At 49.0% G+C, this 17087-nt stretch carries 17 protein-coding genes, 1 pseudogene and 1 other annotated feature; of the genes and pseudogenes, 14 read left to right on the forward strand and 4 right to left on the reverse strand.

Annotated features, from left to right (window positions below):
* Positions 1-36 precede the first annotated feature (36 nt).
* A complete protein-coding gene (locus Q1A40_RS01745) occupies positions 37-531 on the forward strand; it encodes a TRAP transporter small permease (RefSeq protein WP_299996979.1) in 495 nt (164 codons plus the stop codon).
* Positions 531-1850, forward strand: coding sequence for a TRAP transporter large permease (locus Q1A40_RS01750; protein WP_299996982.1), 1320 nt, complete (start codon positions 531-533; stop codon positions 1848-1850). The genes Q1A40_RS01745 and Q1A40_RS01750 overlap by 1 nt, the downstream gene beginning before the upstream one ends.
* Before the next feature lie 467 nt (positions 1851-2317).
* On the opposite strand, the gene Q1A40_RS01755 is transcribed toward Q1A40_RS01750, so the two are convergent.
* Together Q1A40_RS01755 and Q1A40_RS01760 are read right to left on the reverse strand one after the other, a co-directional pair.
* A complete protein-coding gene (locus Q1A40_RS01755; RefSeq protein WP_299996985.1) occupies positions 2318-3682 on the reverse strand; it encodes an APC family permease in 1365 nt (454 codons plus the stop codon).
* A gap of 430 nt (positions 3683-4112) precedes the next feature.
* A complete protein-coding gene (locus tag Q1A40_RS01760) occupies positions 4113-4937 on the reverse strand; it encodes an SDR family oxidoreductase (RefSeq protein ID WP_299996988.1) in 825 nt (274 codons plus the stop codon).
* Between the two features lie 199 nt (positions 4938-5136).
* Here Q1A40_RS01760 and hisL point away from each other — a divergent pair, with 199 nt between their 5' ends.
* The 11 genes and pseudogenes from hisL (at position 5137) to Q1A40_RS01815 (ending at position 13204) form a co-directional block, all read left to right on the forward strand.
* Positions 5137-5187: a his operon leader peptide gene (gene hisL, locus Q1A40_RS01765; RefSeq protein WP_299997857.1), complete on the forward strand. Its 51-nt coding sequence runs from the start codon at positions 5137-5139 to the stop codon at positions 5185-5187.
* Positions 5163-5284 (forward strand) — a sequence feature (His leader region). It overlaps the preceding gene by 25 nt.
* 37 nt (positions 5285-5321) lie before the next feature.
* The gene (gene hisG, locus Q1A40_RS01770) at positions 5322-6221 is read left to right on the forward strand and encodes an ATP phosphoribosyltransferase (RefSeq protein ID WP_299996991.1); all 900 of its coding nucleotides are present in this window, start codon (positions 5322-5324) and stop codon (positions 6219-6221) included.
* A gap of 6 nt (positions 6222-6227) precedes the next feature.
* The gene (hisD, locus tag Q1A40_RS01775; RefSeq protein WP_299996993.1) at positions 6228-7550 is read left to right on the forward strand and encodes a histidinol dehydrogenase; all 1323 of its coding nucleotides are present in this window, start codon (positions 6228-6230) and stop codon (positions 7548-7550) included.
* Positions 7547-8629 (forward strand): histidinol-phosphate transaminase, encoded by a 1083-nt coding sequence (gene hisC, locus Q1A40_RS01780; protein WP_299996996.1) that lies wholly within the window; start codon positions 7547-7549, stop codon positions 8627-8629. The genes hisD and hisC overlap by 4 nt, the downstream gene beginning before the upstream one ends.
* On the forward strand, positions 8626-9693 hold the full coding sequence (gene hisB, locus Q1A40_RS01785) for a bifunctional histidinol-phosphatase/imidazoleglycerol-phosphate dehydratase HisB (protein WP_299996999.1): 1068 nt from the start codon (positions 8626-8628) through the stop codon (positions 9691-9693). Before hisC ends, hisB begins: the two co-directional genes overlap by 4 nt.
* The gene (gene hisH / locus Q1A40_RS01790; RefSeq protein ID WP_299997002.1) at positions 9693-10283 is read left to right on the forward strand and encodes an imidazole glycerol phosphate synthase subunit HisH; all 591 of its coding nucleotides are present in this window, start codon (positions 9693-9695) and stop codon (positions 10281-10283) included. Before hisB ends, hisH begins: the two co-directional genes overlap by 1 nt.
* 2 nt (positions 10284-10285) lie before the next feature.
* Positions 10286-11023 carry a 1-(5-phosphoribosyl)-5-[(5-phosphoribosylamino)methylideneamino]imidazole-4-carboxamide isomerase gene (gene hisA, locus Q1A40_RS01795; protein WP_299997004.1) on the forward strand — a complete coding sequence of 246 codons (738 nt, stop codon included), beginning with the start codon at positions 10286-10288 and terminating at the stop codon, positions 11021-11023.
* The gene (gene hisF / locus Q1A40_RS01800) at positions 11005-11781 is read left to right on the forward strand and encodes an imidazole glycerol phosphate synthase subunit HisF (RefSeq protein ID WP_299997007.1); all 777 of its coding nucleotides are present in this window, start codon (positions 11005-11007) and stop codon (positions 11779-11781) included. Before hisA ends, hisF begins: the two co-directional genes overlap by 19 nt.
* Positions 11775-12392 carry a bifunctional phosphoribosyl-AMP cyclohydrolase/phosphoribosyl-ATP diphosphatase HisIE gene (gene hisIE / locus Q1A40_RS01805; protein WP_299997009.1) on the forward strand — a complete coding sequence of 206 codons (618 nt, stop codon included), beginning with the start codon at positions 11775-11777 and terminating at the stop codon, positions 12390-12392. The genes hisF and hisIE overlap by 7 nt, the downstream gene beginning before the upstream one ends.
* Before the next feature lie 139 nt (positions 12393-12531).
* A pseudogene (locus tag Q1A40_RS01810) lies at positions 12532-12918 on the forward strand (type II toxin-antitoxin system RelE/ParE family toxin).
* Positions 12905-13204 (forward strand): helix-turn-helix domain-containing protein, encoded by a 300-nt coding sequence (locus tag Q1A40_RS01815; protein WP_299997012.1) that lies wholly within the window; start codon positions 12905-12907, stop codon positions 13202-13204. Before Q1A40_RS01810 ends, Q1A40_RS01815 begins: the two are co-directional and overlap by 14 nt.
* A 190-nt stretch (positions 13205-13394) precedes the next feature.
* Here Q1A40_RS01815 and wzzB read toward each other — a convergent pair whose 3' ends face one another.
* Positions 13395-14372, reverse strand: coding sequence for an LPS O-antigen chain length determinant protein WzzB (gene wzzB, locus Q1A40_RS01820; RefSeq protein WP_299997015.1), 978 nt, complete (start codon positions 14370-14372; stop codon positions 13395-13397).
* Between the two features lie 403 nt (positions 14373-14775).
* Here wzzB and Q1A40_RS01825 point away from each other — a divergent pair, with 403 nt between their 5' ends.
* Positions 14776-15780, forward strand: a complete 1005-nt coding sequence (locus Q1A40_RS01825) for an NAD-dependent epimerase (protein WP_299997018.1) — start codon at positions 14776-14778, stop codon at positions 15778-15780.
* Between the two features lie 135 nt (positions 15781-15915).
* Here the strand turns inward: Q1A40_RS01825 and ugd are convergent, their stop codons facing one another.
* Positions 15916-17082, reverse strand: a complete 1167-nt coding sequence (gene ugd / locus Q1A40_RS01830; protein WP_299997021.1) for a UDP-glucose 6-dehydrogenase — start codon at positions 17080-17082, stop codon at positions 15916-15918.
* Positions 17083-17087: the final 5 nt, after the last annotated feature.

The following is a 17087-nucleotide window of genomic DNA, read 5'->3' on the forward strand; positions in this document are numbered from 1 at the left end:
GCAGGAGTTTGTCCTGCCTTTTGAGCAGGTCAGCACATGTTAATTGTAAAATATAAAAAGCCGATCGATACGGTTCTCGCATGGTTTTCTATCGTTATTATGACCATGCTGGTCTTCTGTGTAGTCTGGCAGGTATTTAGTCGGTATGTGTTAAATTCGCCAAGTACTATGACAGATGAAATTGCTCGTTTTAGTATGATATGGGTTGCGTTATTAGGAGCAGCTTATACTGTTGGCTTACAGAAACACCTCTCTATTGACCTTTTTACTCACCATCTGACAGGTAAGAAAAAATATATCAGTGCAATTGTCATAAATATTATTATCAGTTTATTCTCCTGTGGAGCACTGATTTATGGCGGTTCTAGATTATTCGCTAAAGTGTTATCTACCGGGCAAGTTTCTCCCGCAATGCAACTGCCGATGGCCTACATTTACATTGTATTGCCACTGAGTGGAGTCATTATTTTTTATTACTGCATTCTATTTATTATTGATGCACTTATTAATATTAAGAAAGGAGTAGCATAATGGAATGGCTTATGGATTGGGAATGGTTTGTTCCGGTAGTCATGCTGCTATCCTTCATTGTTTTAGTATTTATTGGTGTACCTATTTCATTTGCCATTGGGATTGCGACGGTTATTGCCGGAACTTTTATGCTTTCCCTTGATGTGACTTTAACGATTGCTTCCCAAAAGATAGCAACAGGCCTGGATAGTTTCTCATTACTGGCGATTCCATTCTTTATCTTTGCGGGATCCCTCATGAATAGTGGCGGTATCGCTCATCGACTGATTCATTTCTCCCAGCTGCTGGTTGGGCGAATTCCAGGCTCTATGGCGCATGTTAACGTCATGGCAAACATGATGTTTGGCTCCATATCAGGATCCGCAGTCGCGGCCGCGGCGGCTGTGGGTGGCACCATGGCGCCTATGCAAAAGAAAGCGGGATATGACCCGGCGTTCTCTGCAGCTGTCAACGTCACGTCATGTATAACCGGTTTACTTATTCCACCTTCTAATGTACTTATCATCTATGCATTAACCGCAGGTGGCATCTCTGTTGCCTCACTTTTTATGGCAGGTTATTTGCCCGGCATCCTGATGGGATTGAGTGTGATGCTCGTGGTTTATATTATGGCTAAACGTCGCAACTATCCGGTTGAGGCTCGTATACCTTTTAAAGTTGCCCTTAAAATCACCTGGGATGCTATTCCTAGTCTGCTGATGGTCATCATTGTGATGGGCGGGATTTTAGGTGGAATATTTACTGCAACAGAAGCTTCAGCGATTGCTGTGGTATATACATTTATACTCTCGGTCATCATTTATCGTGAGATTAAATTACGAGACATTCCAAAGATAATTCTCGATTCAATTGTTACGACCTCCATCGTTCTGTTCTTAATTGGTGTGTCTGTAAGTATGTCCTGGGCGATGACAAATGCTGACATCCCCTATATGATCAACGATGCACTGACCAGTTTCTCTGATAATTTGTTAGTTATTTTACTTATTATTAATATCATTCTGCTGGTCATCGGTGTCTTTATGGATATGACTCCGGCAGTATTAATATTCACACCTATATTCCTGCCTATCGTCGTGGGGCTGGGAATGGATCCGATTCACTTCGGTATTATGATGGTTGCTAACCTGTGTATTGGTCTGTGTACTCCGCCAGTGGGAAGTGCATTATTTGTTGGATGCTCCGTGTCGGGCGTTAAACTGCAAGACTTAATTAAACCAATGCTGCCGTTTTTCTTTGCCTTATTAGTCAGCTTGGCGCTGATCACCTATGTCCCTTCGATTTCATTATTCCTGCCTCGTCTGTTTGGTATGATGTAATCAGTCTCTCTAAGGCCCCGTAAAGGGGTCTTCAGATTGCTGACAAAAAAGGAAAAAACGTGGTTTTTCCTTCTTTGTGTTATCAGCCGAAAATCAATGAATTGATTTTCCTGTTTATTTTCGTAAATAAGCGCTGAGAATTAGATATCACTTTAGCTTTGTCATCAGTCTCCAGGCCCCGTAAAGGGGCCTTATTCTTTAAGCTCCATATTGATATCCCCAATAAGATTTAACTACCTGAAAGCGATCGTTAATTCAGGATGTAACATCCAGCAGCGTCTGTTTGAAATTCCCCTTGCCGGTGTGTAGAGAACTTACACCTCCAAGTCGTCGGTTACCACCACAGTCAACAGACAGCGCCATGCCCGGCGCACAAAAAAACTCACCCCACAATAAAGTGGGGTGAGTTACAGTCCGGGGGAAAATATCCGTTTTCCCTCTTTTCATTTTTTATTGCTCAGCGGCAATTAACCAATATCTTCGCTGCACTGTGGTACCGGGTTGCGGAAGCTTTTCGTCATACAAGCCACGTAAACAAAACCAATGGCGGCCCAGATAAGACCGAGGATCATTGAGCTCTGCTCCAGATTGATCCACAGGGCACCAACAGTCAGCGCGCCCATCATCGGCAGGATCAGGTAGTTCAGATGGTCTTTCAGCGTTTTGTTGCGCTTCTCACGGATCCAGAACTGAGAGATAACCGACAGGTTAACAAAGGTAAAGGCAACCAGTGCACCAAAGTTAATCAATGCAGCAGCGGTGATCAGATCAAAATCCAGCGCCAGTAAGGCAACCGCACCGACCAGCAGTACGTTAAATGCCGGGGTACGCCATTTTGGATGGATATACCCGAAGAAACGCGTTGGGAACACACCGTCACGGCCCATAACATACATCAGACGGGATACCCCCATATGTGCAGCCATACCGGATGCCAGTACGGTTACGGTAGAGAAAATCAGCGCCCCCACCTGGAATGCTTTCCCTGCCACAAAGAACATAATTTCTGGCTGTGAAGCTTCCGGATCGGTAAAGCGAGAGATGTCCGGGAAGTACAGTTGCAAGAAATAGGTTGAAGCGATAAAGATCATACCGCCGATAAATGCAGTCAGAAGAATAGCCAGCGGAATAACACGTTCCGCATTCTTGGTTTCTTCAGACAGGTTACTGATGCCATCAAACCCGGTAAACGAGAAGCAGAGTATTGTCGCACCGGTAATCATCGGTACCAAGTGGGCATTTTCAGACCAGAACGGCTTGCTGCTGCTCAGCGTAGCCTGACCTTCACCCCCGGCAACACCGTAGATAACCAGGCCGATAATCACGGCAATCAGCGCTATCTGCATGATAACGATAGTGCCGTTGAAGTTAGCCACCGTTTTTACGCTGCGCAAGTTAGATACGGTCATAAAACCGACCAGTGCAATAACAAATATCCACGATGGCACCCCGGGTACCAAAGCTTCAAAGTAAATTTTTGCCAGCAGAATGTTGATCATCGGCATAAACAGATAATCAAGCAGCGATGACCAGCCGACCATAAAGCCAACCAGCGGATTAAATGATTTTTGAGCGTAAGTATAGGCCGAACCCGCAGACGGGAAACGGCGTACCAGCTTACCGTAGCTAAGCGCGGTAAATAATATCGCTATCAGAGCAAAGGCATAGGCCGTCGGTACATGACCGTCGGTCAGCCCGGAAACAATACCGAACGTATCAAACAACGTCATGGGCTGCATATAGGCGAGACCCATCATGACTACGGGAAGCAGTGTTAAAGTCTTCTTTAACCCTACACGATTGTTTGTACCTGCGGTGACGTTAAGCGACATGGCAACTTTCCTCTGGTTCAGTGAAAGTCCGCGCAAAAGCAAAAATCTGCCCCATCTTGATTTCCTCGGCGACACAACTGTCGTTTTTTAAAAGCTAGTATCTATCCGGTACGAAGCCCGGCCTCTTGTTTTTTTGGCATCATGCCGTTTGTCTGACTTAATTGATTGCAAAAAAATAACCGACGTCTTTTAAACGTCGGTTAGTGTGCATTTTTTGCAGAGCGAGTATTTTGCCTCAAACGCTTGCCAATTGACAAGACAATAAAGCCTTTATGGGCACTTTTTTTCGTTAAAATCATGTCAGAAAATATTATTTTTCCGCTCTGTATACCGCGTCAGCGCTGGGATGGCTATGTTCGCTGATGATTTTTGACTAATCCGTATACAAATTGTGTCAATTCAGTTACAAAAAGAGAGTTTTTTACCCGATTCAGAGTGGCATCAGAAGCGGATCAGGGTACTGATAAACCATACCCAGCTCACGGCAAATCAGACTGCCATCCACCAGCTTTCCGGACCCGGTTTTCGTTTCACTGAGAAATTGCGGCGGTGTTAATCCAAGCTGCTTTGCCATCTGTGGATAGAAAACAGCGCGCGTGGGGTGTTCGGGAGCACAGAGATTATAGATATGCCCGCCTCGTGGTGCCTGTAATAACAAGTTTAGCGCTTCGATGACATCATCCAGATGGACCAAATTAACACCGTCATGCCCGTTGGGAAGCTGGGTTTTATTCGCCATAAAACGGCCGGGATGTCGTTGTGGCCCAACCAGCCCGGCAAGACGTACAATATCGACTTCTGTCCCCGGCAAACTATGCAACCAGCTTTCCAGCTCTTTTAATACCCGGCCACTCTGGGTAACAGGCCGTAAAGGGCTGCTTTCATTCACCATCCCCTCGCTGTCACCATAGACGGAGGTGGAGCTGGTAAAAATAATCCGCGGTACGCCATGCGCCAGAGCGGTATCAACCACCTGCTGCACCGCCTGAAAATAGAAGTTCTCGCCGTCTCCGCTACGCCGGGCGGGTAATGTCAGTATCAGTGCATCAACATTAAATAATGCGTCCTGAGCATCACTGTCACACTCCATCTGCGGATCTAATACCAACGGATAGCTTTCAATGCCGCACATTCTGGCAGCTTCAACGCCATCAGATGTCGTCTTACTTCCCAGCACCTGATAACCCCGCGCCACCAGCGATAAAGCCAGCGGCATTCCTAACCACCCTAACCCGATGATAGCGACCTTTTTCATATCCCTTCTCCTGGTGTTGCAGTGTTATGTTCTGTGATAGCATCGATACCTTGGTAAAAGCTACTCCAGTCGGGTTTCGCACACCAATGACAAAACGCGACAGAATATGAATATTAACCAAAAAAGCCCTTGCACCCATCAGGCAATCTGGTTTAGGTTAGTTTACAGAAATCAATACATCTTGATACCAGAGAATTTTATGACACGCGTTCTGACTAAAAACCACCACCATCACCATCATCCTGACTAGTCTTTCAGGCGATTGGTGCTGGAAGACGAAAAGTTCTTCCAGTGGTGCTAGCACGCGAATAAAGCCCCCGGAAGAAACTCTTCGGGGGCTTTTTTTTGGACGTCATAATGAATAAATATAAGGAGTAACCAACAATGTCTGACATCAACCGTTTACGCATCGCTATTCAAAAATCAGGCCGTCTCAGTGACGAATCACGCGAACTTCTGGCGCGCTGCGGCATTAAAATTAACCTGCACACCCAGCGACTGATTGCCCAGGCTGAAAATATGGCGATTGATATCCTGCGCGTCCGTGATGACGATATTCCGGGCCTGGTGATGGACGGTGTCGTTGACCTCGGTATTATCGGCGAAAACGTGCTGGAAGAAGAGTTACTGAACCGTCGCGCTCAAGGCGAAGACCCGCGCTATTTAACCCTGCGCCGTCTTGATTTCGGGGGTTGTCGCCTGTCAATGGCCACGCCGGTAGATGTGAACTGGGAAGGTGTACAGAGTTTACAGAATAAGCGTATCGCCACCTCTTATCCGCACTTGCTGAAACGTTACCTGGATAAAAAAGGCGTGCAGTTTAAGTCCTGTATGCTGAACGGCTCCGTTGAAGTGGCTCCGCGTGCAGGTCTGGCTGATGCTATCTGCGACCTGGTCTCCACCGGTATGACACTTGAAGCAAATGGCTTACGTGAAGTCGAAGTGATCTACCAGTCCAAAGCCTGCCTGATTCAGCGTGATGGCGAACTGACAGCCAGCAAACAGCAGCTGGTGGATACCCTGCTGACGCGTATTCAAGGGGTGATTCAGGCACGTGAGTCAAAATACATTATGCTGCATGCGCCAAGCGAGCGTCTGGACGATATTATCGCCCTGCTCCCAGGTGCTGAGCGCCCAACCATTCTGCCGCTGGCAGGTGACAAACAGCGTGTTGCCATGCATATGGTGAGTAGCGAAACCCTGTTCTGGGAAACTATGGAAAAACTGAAAGCGCTTGGTGCCAGCTCGATTCTGGTATTGCCAATTGAGAAGATGATGGAGTAAGCCACCATGTCGAGTTTTAATACCCTGGTTAACTGGAATGACAGCGATGAGCAAACCCGGCAGGCACTGTTAACCCGCCCGGCTATCTCCGCTTCGGACAATATCACCCGTATCGTTGGCGAAATAATCGATAACGTTAAAAACAACGGCGACGCCGCGCTGCGTGAGTACAGCGCCCGGTTTGATAAAACCGAAGTCCAGTCGTTACGTGTCACTGACGACGAAATTGCCGCCGCTGTCGCACGCCTCGATGATAACGTGAAACAAGCGATGTCCGTTGCCGTCGCCAATATTGAAAAATTTCACCTCGCCCAGCAACTGGCAGTGGTGGATATTGAAACGCTGCCAGGTGTGCGCTGCCAGCAAGTCACCCGCCCGGTGGCTTCTGTCGGACTCTATATTCCTGGTGGTTCAGCGCCACTATTTTCTACCGTGCTGATGCTGGCAACCCCAGCACGCATTGCCGGATGTCGCAAAGTGGTACTTTGCTCACCCCCTCCGATTGCTGACGAAATTCTTTATGCGGCCTCACTTTGCGGTGTGCAGGAAGTCTTTCAAGTCGGTGGCGCGCAAGCGATTGCTGCCCTGGCGCTGGGCACCGAATCCCTGCCTAAAGTGGATAAAATCTTTGGGCCCGGCAATGCCTATGTCACCGAAGCAAAACGCCAGGTCAGCCAGCGTCTTGATGGCGCGGCTATTGATATGCCTGCCGGTCCGTCAGAAGTTCTGGTGATTGCTGACAGTGGAGCAACCCCTGATTTTGTTGCCTCAGACTTACTGTCTCAGGCAGAACATGGCCCGGACTCACAGGTCATTCTGCTGACCCCGGATGCCGCGATGGCCGAAGCCGTCGCCGTTGCCGTCGAGCGTCAGTTAGCGGAGCTACCACGCGCAGAAACCGCCCGTCAGGCGCTGGCCAGCAGCCGTCTGATTGTGACTGAGTCACTGGCACAATGCATTGAAATATCGAACCGTTATGGACCGGAGCACTTGATTATTCAGACCCGTAATGCCCGTGATTTGGTGGATGATATTACCAGCGCGGGTTCGGTGTTCCTCGGCGACTGGTCACCGGAGTCCGCGGGTGATTACGCCTCTGGCACCAACCATGTGCTGCCGACCTACGGTTACACGGCGACTTGTTCAAGTCTGGGTCTGGCGGATTTCCAGAAGCGTATGACTATTCAGGAACTCTCTGTGACTGGCTTCTCCTCACTGGCGAAGACCATTGAAATACTGGCGGCTGCAGAGCAACTGACCGCCCATAAAAATGCCGTTACTCTACGTGTTGCGGCGCTGAATGCCCGCCAGCAAGGGGATGAAAAATGAGTATTGAAGCCTTAGCCCGCGACAACGTTCGCAAACTGGTGCCTTACCTCTCTGCCCGTCGTCTCGGTGGCAACGGCGATGTCTGGTTGAACGCCAACGAATACCCGACCCCCGTAGAGTTTCAGTTAACCGCTCAGACACTGAACCGTTATCCGGAATGCCAGCCTGCACAGGTGATTGAGCGTTATGCCGCCTATGCCGGTGTGCAACCCGAACAAGTGCTGGTCAGCCGTGGCGCAGATGAAGGCATTGAACTGCTGATCCGCGCCTTCTGCGAACCAGGCCAGGACGCCATCATGTACTGCCCGCCGACCTACGGTATGTACAGCGTCAGCGCTGAAACCTTCGGTGTTGAGTGTCGTATTGTCCCGACGCGGCCGGACTGGCAGCTCGACCTGCCCGCTATCACCCGCCAGCTTGATAACGTCAAGGTGCTGTATGTTTGCAGCCCTAACAACCCAACCGGCCAGCTTATTCATCCTCAGGACTTACGCGCCCTGCTGGAACTGACGCGCGACAAGACCCTTGTCGTGGCGGATGAAGCCTATATTGAATTCTGCCCGCAGGCGACCCTGACCCAATGGCTTGCTGAGTATCCGCACCTGGTTATCCTGCGGACCCTGTCTAAAGCCTTTGCGCTGGCAGGCTTACGCTGCGGCTTTACGTTGGCCAATAAAGAAGTCATTAATTTGCTGTTGAAAGTGATTGCGCCTTATCCACTCTCCACCCCGGTGGCCGATATTGCCGCTCAGGCCCTGAGCGAGCAAGGACTTGCCGCGATGCGCCAGCGAGTCGCTGAAATTATTGAAAATCGCGCGGAGCTCGTCAGCGCTCTGGAAAAAGTGCCCTGTATTGAACAGGTTTTCAAAAGCGAGACCAACTATATTCTGGTCAGAATCACCGATTCCAGTCAGGTGTTTAAATCCCTGTGGGATCAAGGCATTATTTTGCGTGACCAGAATAAACAACCCTCTTTAAGCGGCTGCCTGCGTATTTCGATAGGCACCCGTGCTGAATGCCAGCGCCTTGTCGCTGCACTACAAGAACAACCCGGCCTGCAGACCTCGGAGAACAAATGAGCCAGAAAATCCTTTTCATTGACCGCGACGGTACCCTGATCAGTGAACCCCCGGTTGACTTCCAGGTTGACCGTCTGGATAAACTGGCCTTTGAAGCCAATGTTATTCCGGCTCTGCTAAAACTGCAGAAAGCAGGCTATAAACTGGTGATGATCACCAATCAGGACGGTCTGGGTACCGATAGCTTCCCGCAAGCCGACTTTGACGCCCCGCATAACCTGATGATGCAGGTCTTCACCTCTCAGGGCATTGCGTTTGATGAAGTACTGATTTGCCCGCACCTGCCAGCCGACAACTGCGCCTGCCGCAAACCTAAAACGGCACTGGTGACCCGCTATCTGGAAGATGGCGTACTGGATGCTGCCAATAGTTATGTGATTGGCGACCGCGCCACTGATATTGAACTGGCAGAAAATATGGGAATTCAGGGGCTGCGCTACCACAGCAGCGATTTAAACTGGTCCCATATCAGTGAACAGCTGACCAAACGCGATCGCTACGCCCATGTGGCACGTAACACCAAAGAGACACAAATCGACGTTAAAGTCTGGCTGGACCGCGAAGGCGGCAGCAAGATCAATACCGGTGTCGGCTTCTTTGATCATATGCTGGACCAGATCTCCACCCACGGCGGATTCCGCATGGAGATTACTGTTAATGGCGATCTCTATATTGATGACCACCATACAGTAGAAGATACCGGTCTGGCACTGGGTGAAGCCCTGCGTCTGGCGCTGGGTGATAAACGCGGCATTACCCGCTTTGGTTTTATGCTGCCGATGGATGAGTGTCTGGCCCGTTGTGCACTGGATATCTCTGGCCGCCCGCATCTGGAGTATAAAGCCGAGTTTAACTATCAGCGCGTGGGTGACCTCAGCACCGAAATGGTGGAACACTTCTTCAGCTCCCTCTCCTATACCATGGGCGTGACGCTGCACCTGAAAACCAAAGGCAAAAACGACCACCACCGGGTTGAAAGTCTGTTTAAAGTCTTTGGCCGTACGCTGCGCCAGGCTATCCGTGTGGAAGGCGATGTTCTGCCCTCTTCAAAAGGGGTTCTGTAATGAACGTGGTCATTCTCGATACCGGCTGTGCGAACCTGCACTCGGTAAAATCAGCCATCCAGCGCCACGGTTATGAGCCCATCGTGAGCCGTGAGCCGGATGTGGTGCTGCGTGCCGATAAACTGCTGTTACCGGGTGTGGGGACGGCCCAGGCGGCCATGAAACAAGTTATCGAACGTGAACTGGTTCCCCTGATTAAAGCCTGTACCCAGCCCGTGCTGGGTATCTGCCTGGGCATGCAACTGCTCGGTAGCCGCAGTGATGAAAATAATGGTGTTGACCTGCTGGGCATTGTCGATCAGCCGGTTCTGCAGATGAAAGATGCCGGACTGCCGCTGCCCCATATGGGCTGGAACCGGGTTTATCCTAAAGCGGGTGACCGCCTGTTCCGTGGCATTGAAGAAGGGGCTTATTTCTACTTTGTTCACAGCTACGCCATGCCGGTGTGTGAGAATACCATCGCCCAGGCACATTACGGTGAAGCCTTCACCGCAGCGGTACAAAAAGACAATTTCTGGGGCGTACAGTTTCACCCGGAACGTTCAGGTGCCGCTGGCGCACAGTTGCTGAAAAACTTTCTGGAGATGTAACCATGATTATTCCGGCACTCGATTTAATTGACGGCACCGTGGTACGTCTTCATCAAGGCGATTATGGCCAGCAACGCGACTATGGCCGCGACCCGCTGCCAAGACTTCAGGATTATCAAGCCCAGGGCGCAGAGATCCTGCATCTGGTGGATTTAACCGGCGCAAAAGATCCTGCCGCGCGCCAGATCCCACTGCTGCAAAAACTGCTGGCCGGAGTCAGTGTTCCGGTGCAAGTCGGCGGCGGCGTGCGCACCGAACAGGATGTTGAAGCCCTGCTCAATGCCGGTGCCACCCGCGTGGTGGTCGGTTCTACGGCAGTTTCTGACCCGGCAAAAGTACAAGGCTGGTTTGAGCGCTTCGGGGCTGACGCTATTGTACTGGCGCTGGATGTGCGTATTGATGCCGCAGGTCAAAAACAGGTGGCAGTGAGCGGCTGGCAGGAAACCTCCGGCACGACGCTTGAACAGCTGGTTGAGCAATTTTTACCTTTTGGCTTAAAGCATGTGCTCTGCACCGATATCTCCCGCGACGGCACGCTGAGCGGTTCTAACGTTGAACTGTACCGGGAAGTCTGCGCCCGTTTTCCACAGGTCGGTTTCCAGGCTTCAGGCGGAATTGGCGGACTGGACGATATCGCCGCCCTGCGTGGCAGTGGCGTGAGCGGTGTCATTGTAGGTCGGGCATTACTGGAAGGTAAATTCACAGCAGCGGAGGCAATTTCATGCTGGCAAAACGGATAATTCCTTGTCTGGATGTACGTGACGGGCAAGTGGTCAAAGGGGTACAGTTTCGTAACCACGAAATTATTGGTGATATCGTCCCGCTGGCGCAACGCTATGCACAGGAAGGGGCTGACGAGCTGGTGTTCTATGATATCACCGCCTCCAGTGACGGGCGTGTGGTGGATAAGAGCTGGGTGACCCGTGTCGCCGAAGTGATTGATATTCCTTTCTGTGTCGCCGGGGGCATTAAGTCGGTGGAAGACGCCGCGCAGATCCTCTCCTTCGGTGCCGATAAAATCTCTGTCAACTCCCCCGCCCTGGCGGACCCGACGCTGATTACACGTCTGGCAGATCGCTTCGGAGTACAGTGTATTGTGGTGGGCATTGATACCTGGTTTGACGAAAAAACCGGCAAATACCATGTTAACCAGTATACCGGCGATGAAAGCCGTACCCGGGTGACACAATGGGAAACCCTGGACTGGGTACAAGAAGTTCAGCGCTTAGGTGCCGGGGAAATCGTACTGAATATGATGAACCAGGACGGCGTGCGTAATGGCTATGACCTGGAGCAACTGTGCAAAGTCCGCGCGGTTTGCCAGGTTCCGCTTATTGCCTCTGGCGGAGCCGGTACCCTGGAGCACTTCCATGAAGCCTTCAGTAACGCCAACGTCGACGGTGCACTGGCCGCGTCCGTGTTCCATAAGCAAATTATTAATATTGGTGAACTGAAAGCCTATTTAGTTCAACAAGGTGTGGAGATTAGAGTGTGTTAACCGAACAACAACGCGCCCAATTAGACTGGGAAAAAACCGCCGATCTGATGCCTGTTATTGTCCAGCACGCTCAGTCGGGTGAAGTCCTGATGCTGGGTTATATGAACCAGGAAGCGCTGGATCAAACCATCAACAGCGGCAAAGTCACCTTCTTCTCCCGCAGCAAACAGCGCCTGTGGACCAAAGGGGAAAGCAGCGGCCACTTTTTAAATCTGGTCAGTATCACCCCGGACTGCGATAACGACACCTTACTGATACTCGCCAATCCCATTGGCCCGACCTGCCATTTAGGCACCAGCAGCTGCTTCGCGGATACCCACCACGACTGGCACTTCCTCTACCAGCTGGAACAGCTACTGGCGTCGCGCAAAAATGCCGCACCTGAAAGCTCCTACACTGCCCGACTCTACGCCAGCGGCACCAAGCGCATTGCCCAGAAAGTGGGTGAAGAAGGGGTTGAAACCGCGCTGGCAGCCACAGTTAATGACCGTGCCGAGCTGACCAATGAAGCTTCTGACCTGGTCTATCACCTGCTGGTGCTGCTCCAGGATCAGAAACTGGATCTGAGTGCGGTAATTGATAACCTGCGCCAGAGACATCAGGGGAAGTAAGCTGTAGTCGCTAAAACAGAACAGGCCACGGTGGTGGTGGCCTGTTTGAAAATGATTGATACGGTAACTAAATAGAGAAACCGCCCCACCACCAATTTGCAAATATAACCCCAAGGTTATATTATGCTGTTGACAACACATGGAGGTGTTCAAATTGGCCTGGAAAGTAATAACACGAATATAATTCGATACTTGGTTTGAGAAACAGACCGAAGAAGTACAAGATGAAATTTTAGCACACCTCAATATCTTAGAAGAAGATGGTCCGCAGTTAGGACGGCCACTAGTCGATAAAATTAAAGGCTCAAGCTACAAAAATATGAAGGAACTACGTGTTCAGGTTGGTGGCCATCCGTTCAGGGCCTTCTTCGCATTTGATCCCGCACGTAAAGCGATTGTTTTATGTGCCGGAGACAAGAAAGGCAAGGATGAAAAATTGTTCTGTAAACGTATGACCCAGATAGCAGACGACGAGTTCAAATCGCATCTGAAATCACCAAAGGTAAATGAAGATGACAACGCTTAAAAAAATGATCGCTGCACGCTCACCAGAGAGCCGTGCCCGTATTGAAGCCCGTACAGCTGAGCTCCGTCAAGAGATTACCTTGGCACGATTGCGTGAAGAGTTAAACATCTCACAAACACAACTGGCAGCCAAACTTGGTGTTAAACAGCCGGCTATAGCGAAGATTGAAAAAGTCGAAAATGATCCCAAGTTATCAACACTAAAACGTTATGTTACCGCACTTGGTGGTGAACTTGCGCTGGATGTCACCCTGCCAGATGGTAAGCGTATAGCGCTGACATTGTAAACCAACTCCAAGGCGCCTGGTGCTCAAAGTGTGGCAGGTATTAACCAAAATAATTCGTTTTGCGCTGGCCCCGCATGACAAGACTCATATTTGAGCCTCATCATGCGGCAAGAAAGCGTCCCCTGAGAGTTGATGCCAGTCAGGACCTTGGTTAAGCAACGTACCTGCAATGTGAAACACAAAAAATCATTTACTGGCGTGATTTATATTCCCTGATAGTATTACGCCCCAGCACCGCACCGCAGCCAATCATTCCCCCCAGCAACAGACCTAAAATCAATACCAGTGCAGTTTTCGGACTGTCCCGACGCACCGGGAGTGTTGGCGCTAAGACATAGCGATAAGTGCTGATACTGGTCTTATCGATTTTGAGACCTTTAATCGCCAGGAGCTGCTGACGATTCTGAAAATAATCATCCGGATAAACTAACGGACGCATAGACTCACGCTCTACCATCGCTTTTAACGCTTCACTCCCCAGTAAAAACAGCGTGTCCTGGGTAGCACTATCCCCTTGCCGCTGCTGAGGATGAACAATATTCGCCGCCTCGGCAAATTTTAGAGCTTCCTTAATCTGCTCAATACGCAGATCTTTTTGCTCCTGGGCAATTTTTTCCTGCGCCGACAGCAGACTATTCAGCGCCATGATTTTCTGCTGCAGACTCTCACGTAAATTCGCTTCCAGCTCGCTGGCAATACGGGTATTCGTCTGTTCAATATACTCGGTTAACTGAGCCTGTGCAGCTCTCGCACTGCTACCTTCGTAACTGAGTTTAAGCGGTAACGGCTGCCCTTTTTCAGAAGGAGCAATAGTGAGATTTTCCGGACGCGTTTGATTGCGCAGACTTTCAGCCAGCGCCGAAAAACTCGCAGAAAAGCGATTAATCAATCGGGACTCAATATCCCGGGCGTCAAAAGAGGGGGCTCCGTCCAGCACGCTCACTGCAAAAGTATAGCTGGCAATCTGCGCACTATCCGGCCGGGTAATAGTGGCGGTAGAGGTCCATTTTTGTGGCGAAAAAAACACCACCCCGCCGGCAAATGCCGTACCCAGCAGAGCCAGCAGTGTTATCAACAGCTTTCCCCGCCATAGCAGCAGCACAACCTCAATTAAATCAATCTCATTCGGATCTCGTTCCTTAAGACCCATTTTACTTTCAACGTTCATATGCTCTCCGTGCGCGAGATAAAATCAGACAACAGGTTACCTGCTATACTATGAATTTTCTTAAACCATCCCTGTATAATAGACGTATTTTTTGGGGAATTCGTTTTTTCTGTTTAAATGGTCATATTTTCAGCACGTTAACTGACTGACAGACCACATAAAGATAAAATATTACTGATAATTATTATTCTATCACAGAATAATAATCCATTAAACACATACCAATCGGATTTATAATCCAATTTCCGTTAGGAAAATAACAGATGTTACTAATATAATTTACCACAAGGTTCCCTATCCAAGAGTTGTAATACTATCGTGATTTTGCTTATGGAACAGATAGCGGTATTATAGCAACGATTATTTTGTATCATAAAAACAATACAAAGATTAAAGGAACAGTATGAAATTTCTGGTCACGGGTGCTGCTGGTTTTATAGGCTCGCAGGTAAGCCAACGCCTTCTGGATATGGGACATCAGGTAGTCGGTATTGATAATCTTAATAGTTATTACGATATAACGCTCAAGCAGGCGCGCCTTGATACTATATCGGGTGAAGCGTTTTCTTTCTACGCGTTTGACTTAGCGGACAACGAGAATATTGCTAAGCTTTTTAACCAAGAGAGATTCGATCGCGTGATCCACCTCGCCGCCCAGGCAGGGGTAAGATACTCTTTAGAAAACCCCCATGCTTATGCCCAGGCGAATCTGATTGGGCATTTAAATATTCTGGAAGGCTGTCGTCATAATCAGGTACAGCATCTGTTATATGCTTCGTCCAGCTCTGTGTATGGCCTGAACCGCAAAATGCCTTTTTCTACTGACGACTCTGTAGACCATCCCGTTTCACTCTACGCTGCGACCAAGAAAGCCAACGAACTGATGTCGCATACATACTCCCATCTTTATCATCTACCTACCACAGGTTTGCGTTTCTTTACTGTTTATGGCCCGTGGGGCCGCCCGGATATGGCGCTATTTAAATTCACAAAAGCGATGCTGGAAGGTAAACCCATAGATGTTTATAACTATGGGAAAATGAAAAGAGACTTCACCTATATTGATGATATTGTTGAAGCTATTGTTCGTCTGCAAGATGTGATCCCGCAAAAAAATAATACATGGTCAGTAGAAACCGGCTCACCGGCATCCAGCTCGGCGCCCTACGCCGTTTATAATATCGGCAACAGTTCACCGGTTGAATTAATGGATTATATTACTGCGCTGGAAGAAGCACTGGATATTAAAGCAGAAAAAAATATGCTGCCAATGCAGCCTGGTGACGTGCATGAGACCAGCGCCGATACAACAGCACTGTACGATGTGATAGGGTTTAAACCAAAAACGTCGGTAAAAGAGGGAGTGAAAAACTTTGTCGACTGGTATCGTGAATTTTATAAAGTTTAATACGCGAGTATTTAAAACTGCCTGAATAAAGAAAAAGATGCAAGGACGCATCTAATTGATTAAAAGTATATAAAAAAAGCCGTATCCCGAATAATAAAATCAAGATACAGCTTATAAATCATCGACTCCAGGTTATTAATCGTTGCCGAAGAGATCTCTGGTGTAAACCTTCTCAGCCACGTCCAATAATTCTTCTGCCATACGGTTCGAGATAATCACATCCGACTCTTGTTTAAATGCGTTCAAATCACGAATAACTTTGGAATGGAAAAACTCATCCTCTTTCATCACCGGCTCATAAATAATAACCTGGACGCCTTTCGCTTTAATCCGCTTCATAATGCCCTGAATAGAAGAAGCACGGAAGTTATCAGAATCGGTTTTCATAATCAGGCGATACACACCCACGACTTTAGGCTGGCGCGCCAGAATCGAGTCGGCAATAAAGTCTTTACGGGTGCGGTTGGCATCTACAATCGCTGAAATCAGGTTGTTAGGCACAGACTGGTAGTTAGCCAGCAACTGCTTGGTATCTTTCGGTAAGCAGTAACCACCATAACCAAAAGAAGGATTGTTATAATGAGAGCCGATCCGCGGGTCGAGGCTAACCCCTTCAATAATCTGCTTGCTATTCAGCCCCAGGCTTTCCGCGTAGCTGTCCAGCTCATTAAAATAGGCCACGCGCATCGCCAGATAGGTATTGGCAAACAGCTTAATGGCTTCGGCTTCGGTTGAATCAGTAAACAGCACGGCGATATCCTGCTTAATCGCCCCTTCCTGTAACAGCGCAGCAAAGCGTTCCGCACGTTCTGAACGTTCACCAATCACAATGCGGGAAGGGTGCAGGTTATCGTACAGGGCGCGCCCTTCGCGCAGAAACTCTGGCGAGAAAAACAGATTATCGGTACCGAGTTTTTCCCTCATGCTCTGGGTAAAACCCACTGGAATGGTCGACTTAATCACCATTACCGCGGTTGGATTAATCGCCATCACGTCTTTAATCACCGACTCAACGCTGTTGGTATTAAAGTAATTGGTTTTAGGATCGTAATCCGTGGGTGTGGCGATAATCACATAGTCTGCCCTAGTATAGGCATCTTCTTTATCTGTGGTGGCACGAAAGTTAAGTGGCTTAGTCACCAGATAAGACTCAATTTCTTTATCAGCAATCGGTGAACGCTTATTATTCAGTAATTCAACTTTTTCCTGGACAATATCTAAGGCAACCACTTCATGATTCTGGGCAATTAAAATACCATTTGACAGGCCAACGTAGCCAGTTCCGGCAATCGCTATTTTCATTTTTC

This window comes from uncultured Cedecea sp. (assembly GCF_947498825.1).
Classification (GTDB): Bacteria; Pseudomonadota; Gammaproteobacteria; order Enterobacterales; family Enterobacteriaceae; genus JGM124.

Coding starts and splice junctions, on each gene's coding strand:
- Q1A40_RS01815 (WP_299997012.1), top strand. CDS start 12,905: ATGACAACGCTTAAAAAAATGATCGCTGCACGCTCACCAGAGAGCCGT.
- wzzB (WP_299997015.1), bottom strand. CDS start 14,372: ATGAACGTTGAAAGTAAAATGGGTCTTAAGGAACGAGATCCGAATGAG.
- hisC (WP_299996996.1), top strand. CDS start 7,547: ATGAGTATTGAAGCCTTAGCCCGCGACAACGTTCGCAAACTGGTGCCT.
- Q1A40_RS01755 (WP_299996985.1), bottom strand. CDS start 3,682: ATGTCGCTTAACGTCACCGCAGGTACAAACAATCGTGTAGGGTTAAAG.
- Q1A40_RS01750 (WP_299996982.1), top strand. CDS start 531: ATGGAATGGCTTATGGATTGGGAATGGTTTGTTCCGGTAGTCATGCTG.
- Q1A40_RS01825 (WP_299997018.1), top strand. CDS start 14,776: ATGAAATTTCTGGTCACGGGTGCTGCTGGTTTTATAGGCTCGCAGGTA.
- hisH (WP_299997002.1), top strand. CDS start 9,693: ATGAACGTGGTCATTCTCGATACCGGCTGTGCGAACCTGCACTCGGTA.
- ugd (WP_299997021.1), bottom strand. CDS start 17,082: ATGAAAATAGCGATTGCCGGAACTGGCTACGTTGGCCTGTCAAATGGT.
- hisB (WP_299996999.1), top strand. CDS start 8,626: ATGAGCCAGAAAATCCTTTTCATTGACCGCGACGGTACCCTGATCAGT.
- Q1A40_RS01760 (WP_299996988.1), bottom strand. CDS start 4,937: ATGAAAAAGGTCGCTATCATCGGGTTAGGGTGGTTAGGAATGCCGCTG.
- hisG (WP_299996991.1), top strand. CDS start 5,322: ATGTCTGACATCAACCGTTTACGCATCGCTATTCAAAAATCAGGCCGT.
- hisA (WP_299997004.1), top strand. CDS start 10,286: ATGATTATTCCGGCACTCGATTTAATTGACGGCACCGTGGTACGTCTT.
- Q1A40_RS01745 (WP_299996979.1), top strand. CDS start 37: ATGTTAATTGTAAAATATAAAAAGCCGATCGATACGGTTCTCGCATGG.
- hisF (WP_299997007.1), top strand. CDS start 11,005: ATGCTGGCAAAACGGATAATTCCTTGTCTGGATGTACGTGACGGGCAA.
- hisD (WP_299996993.1), top strand. CDS start 6,228: ATGTCGAGTTTTAATACCCTGGTTAACTGGAATGACAGCGATGAGCAA.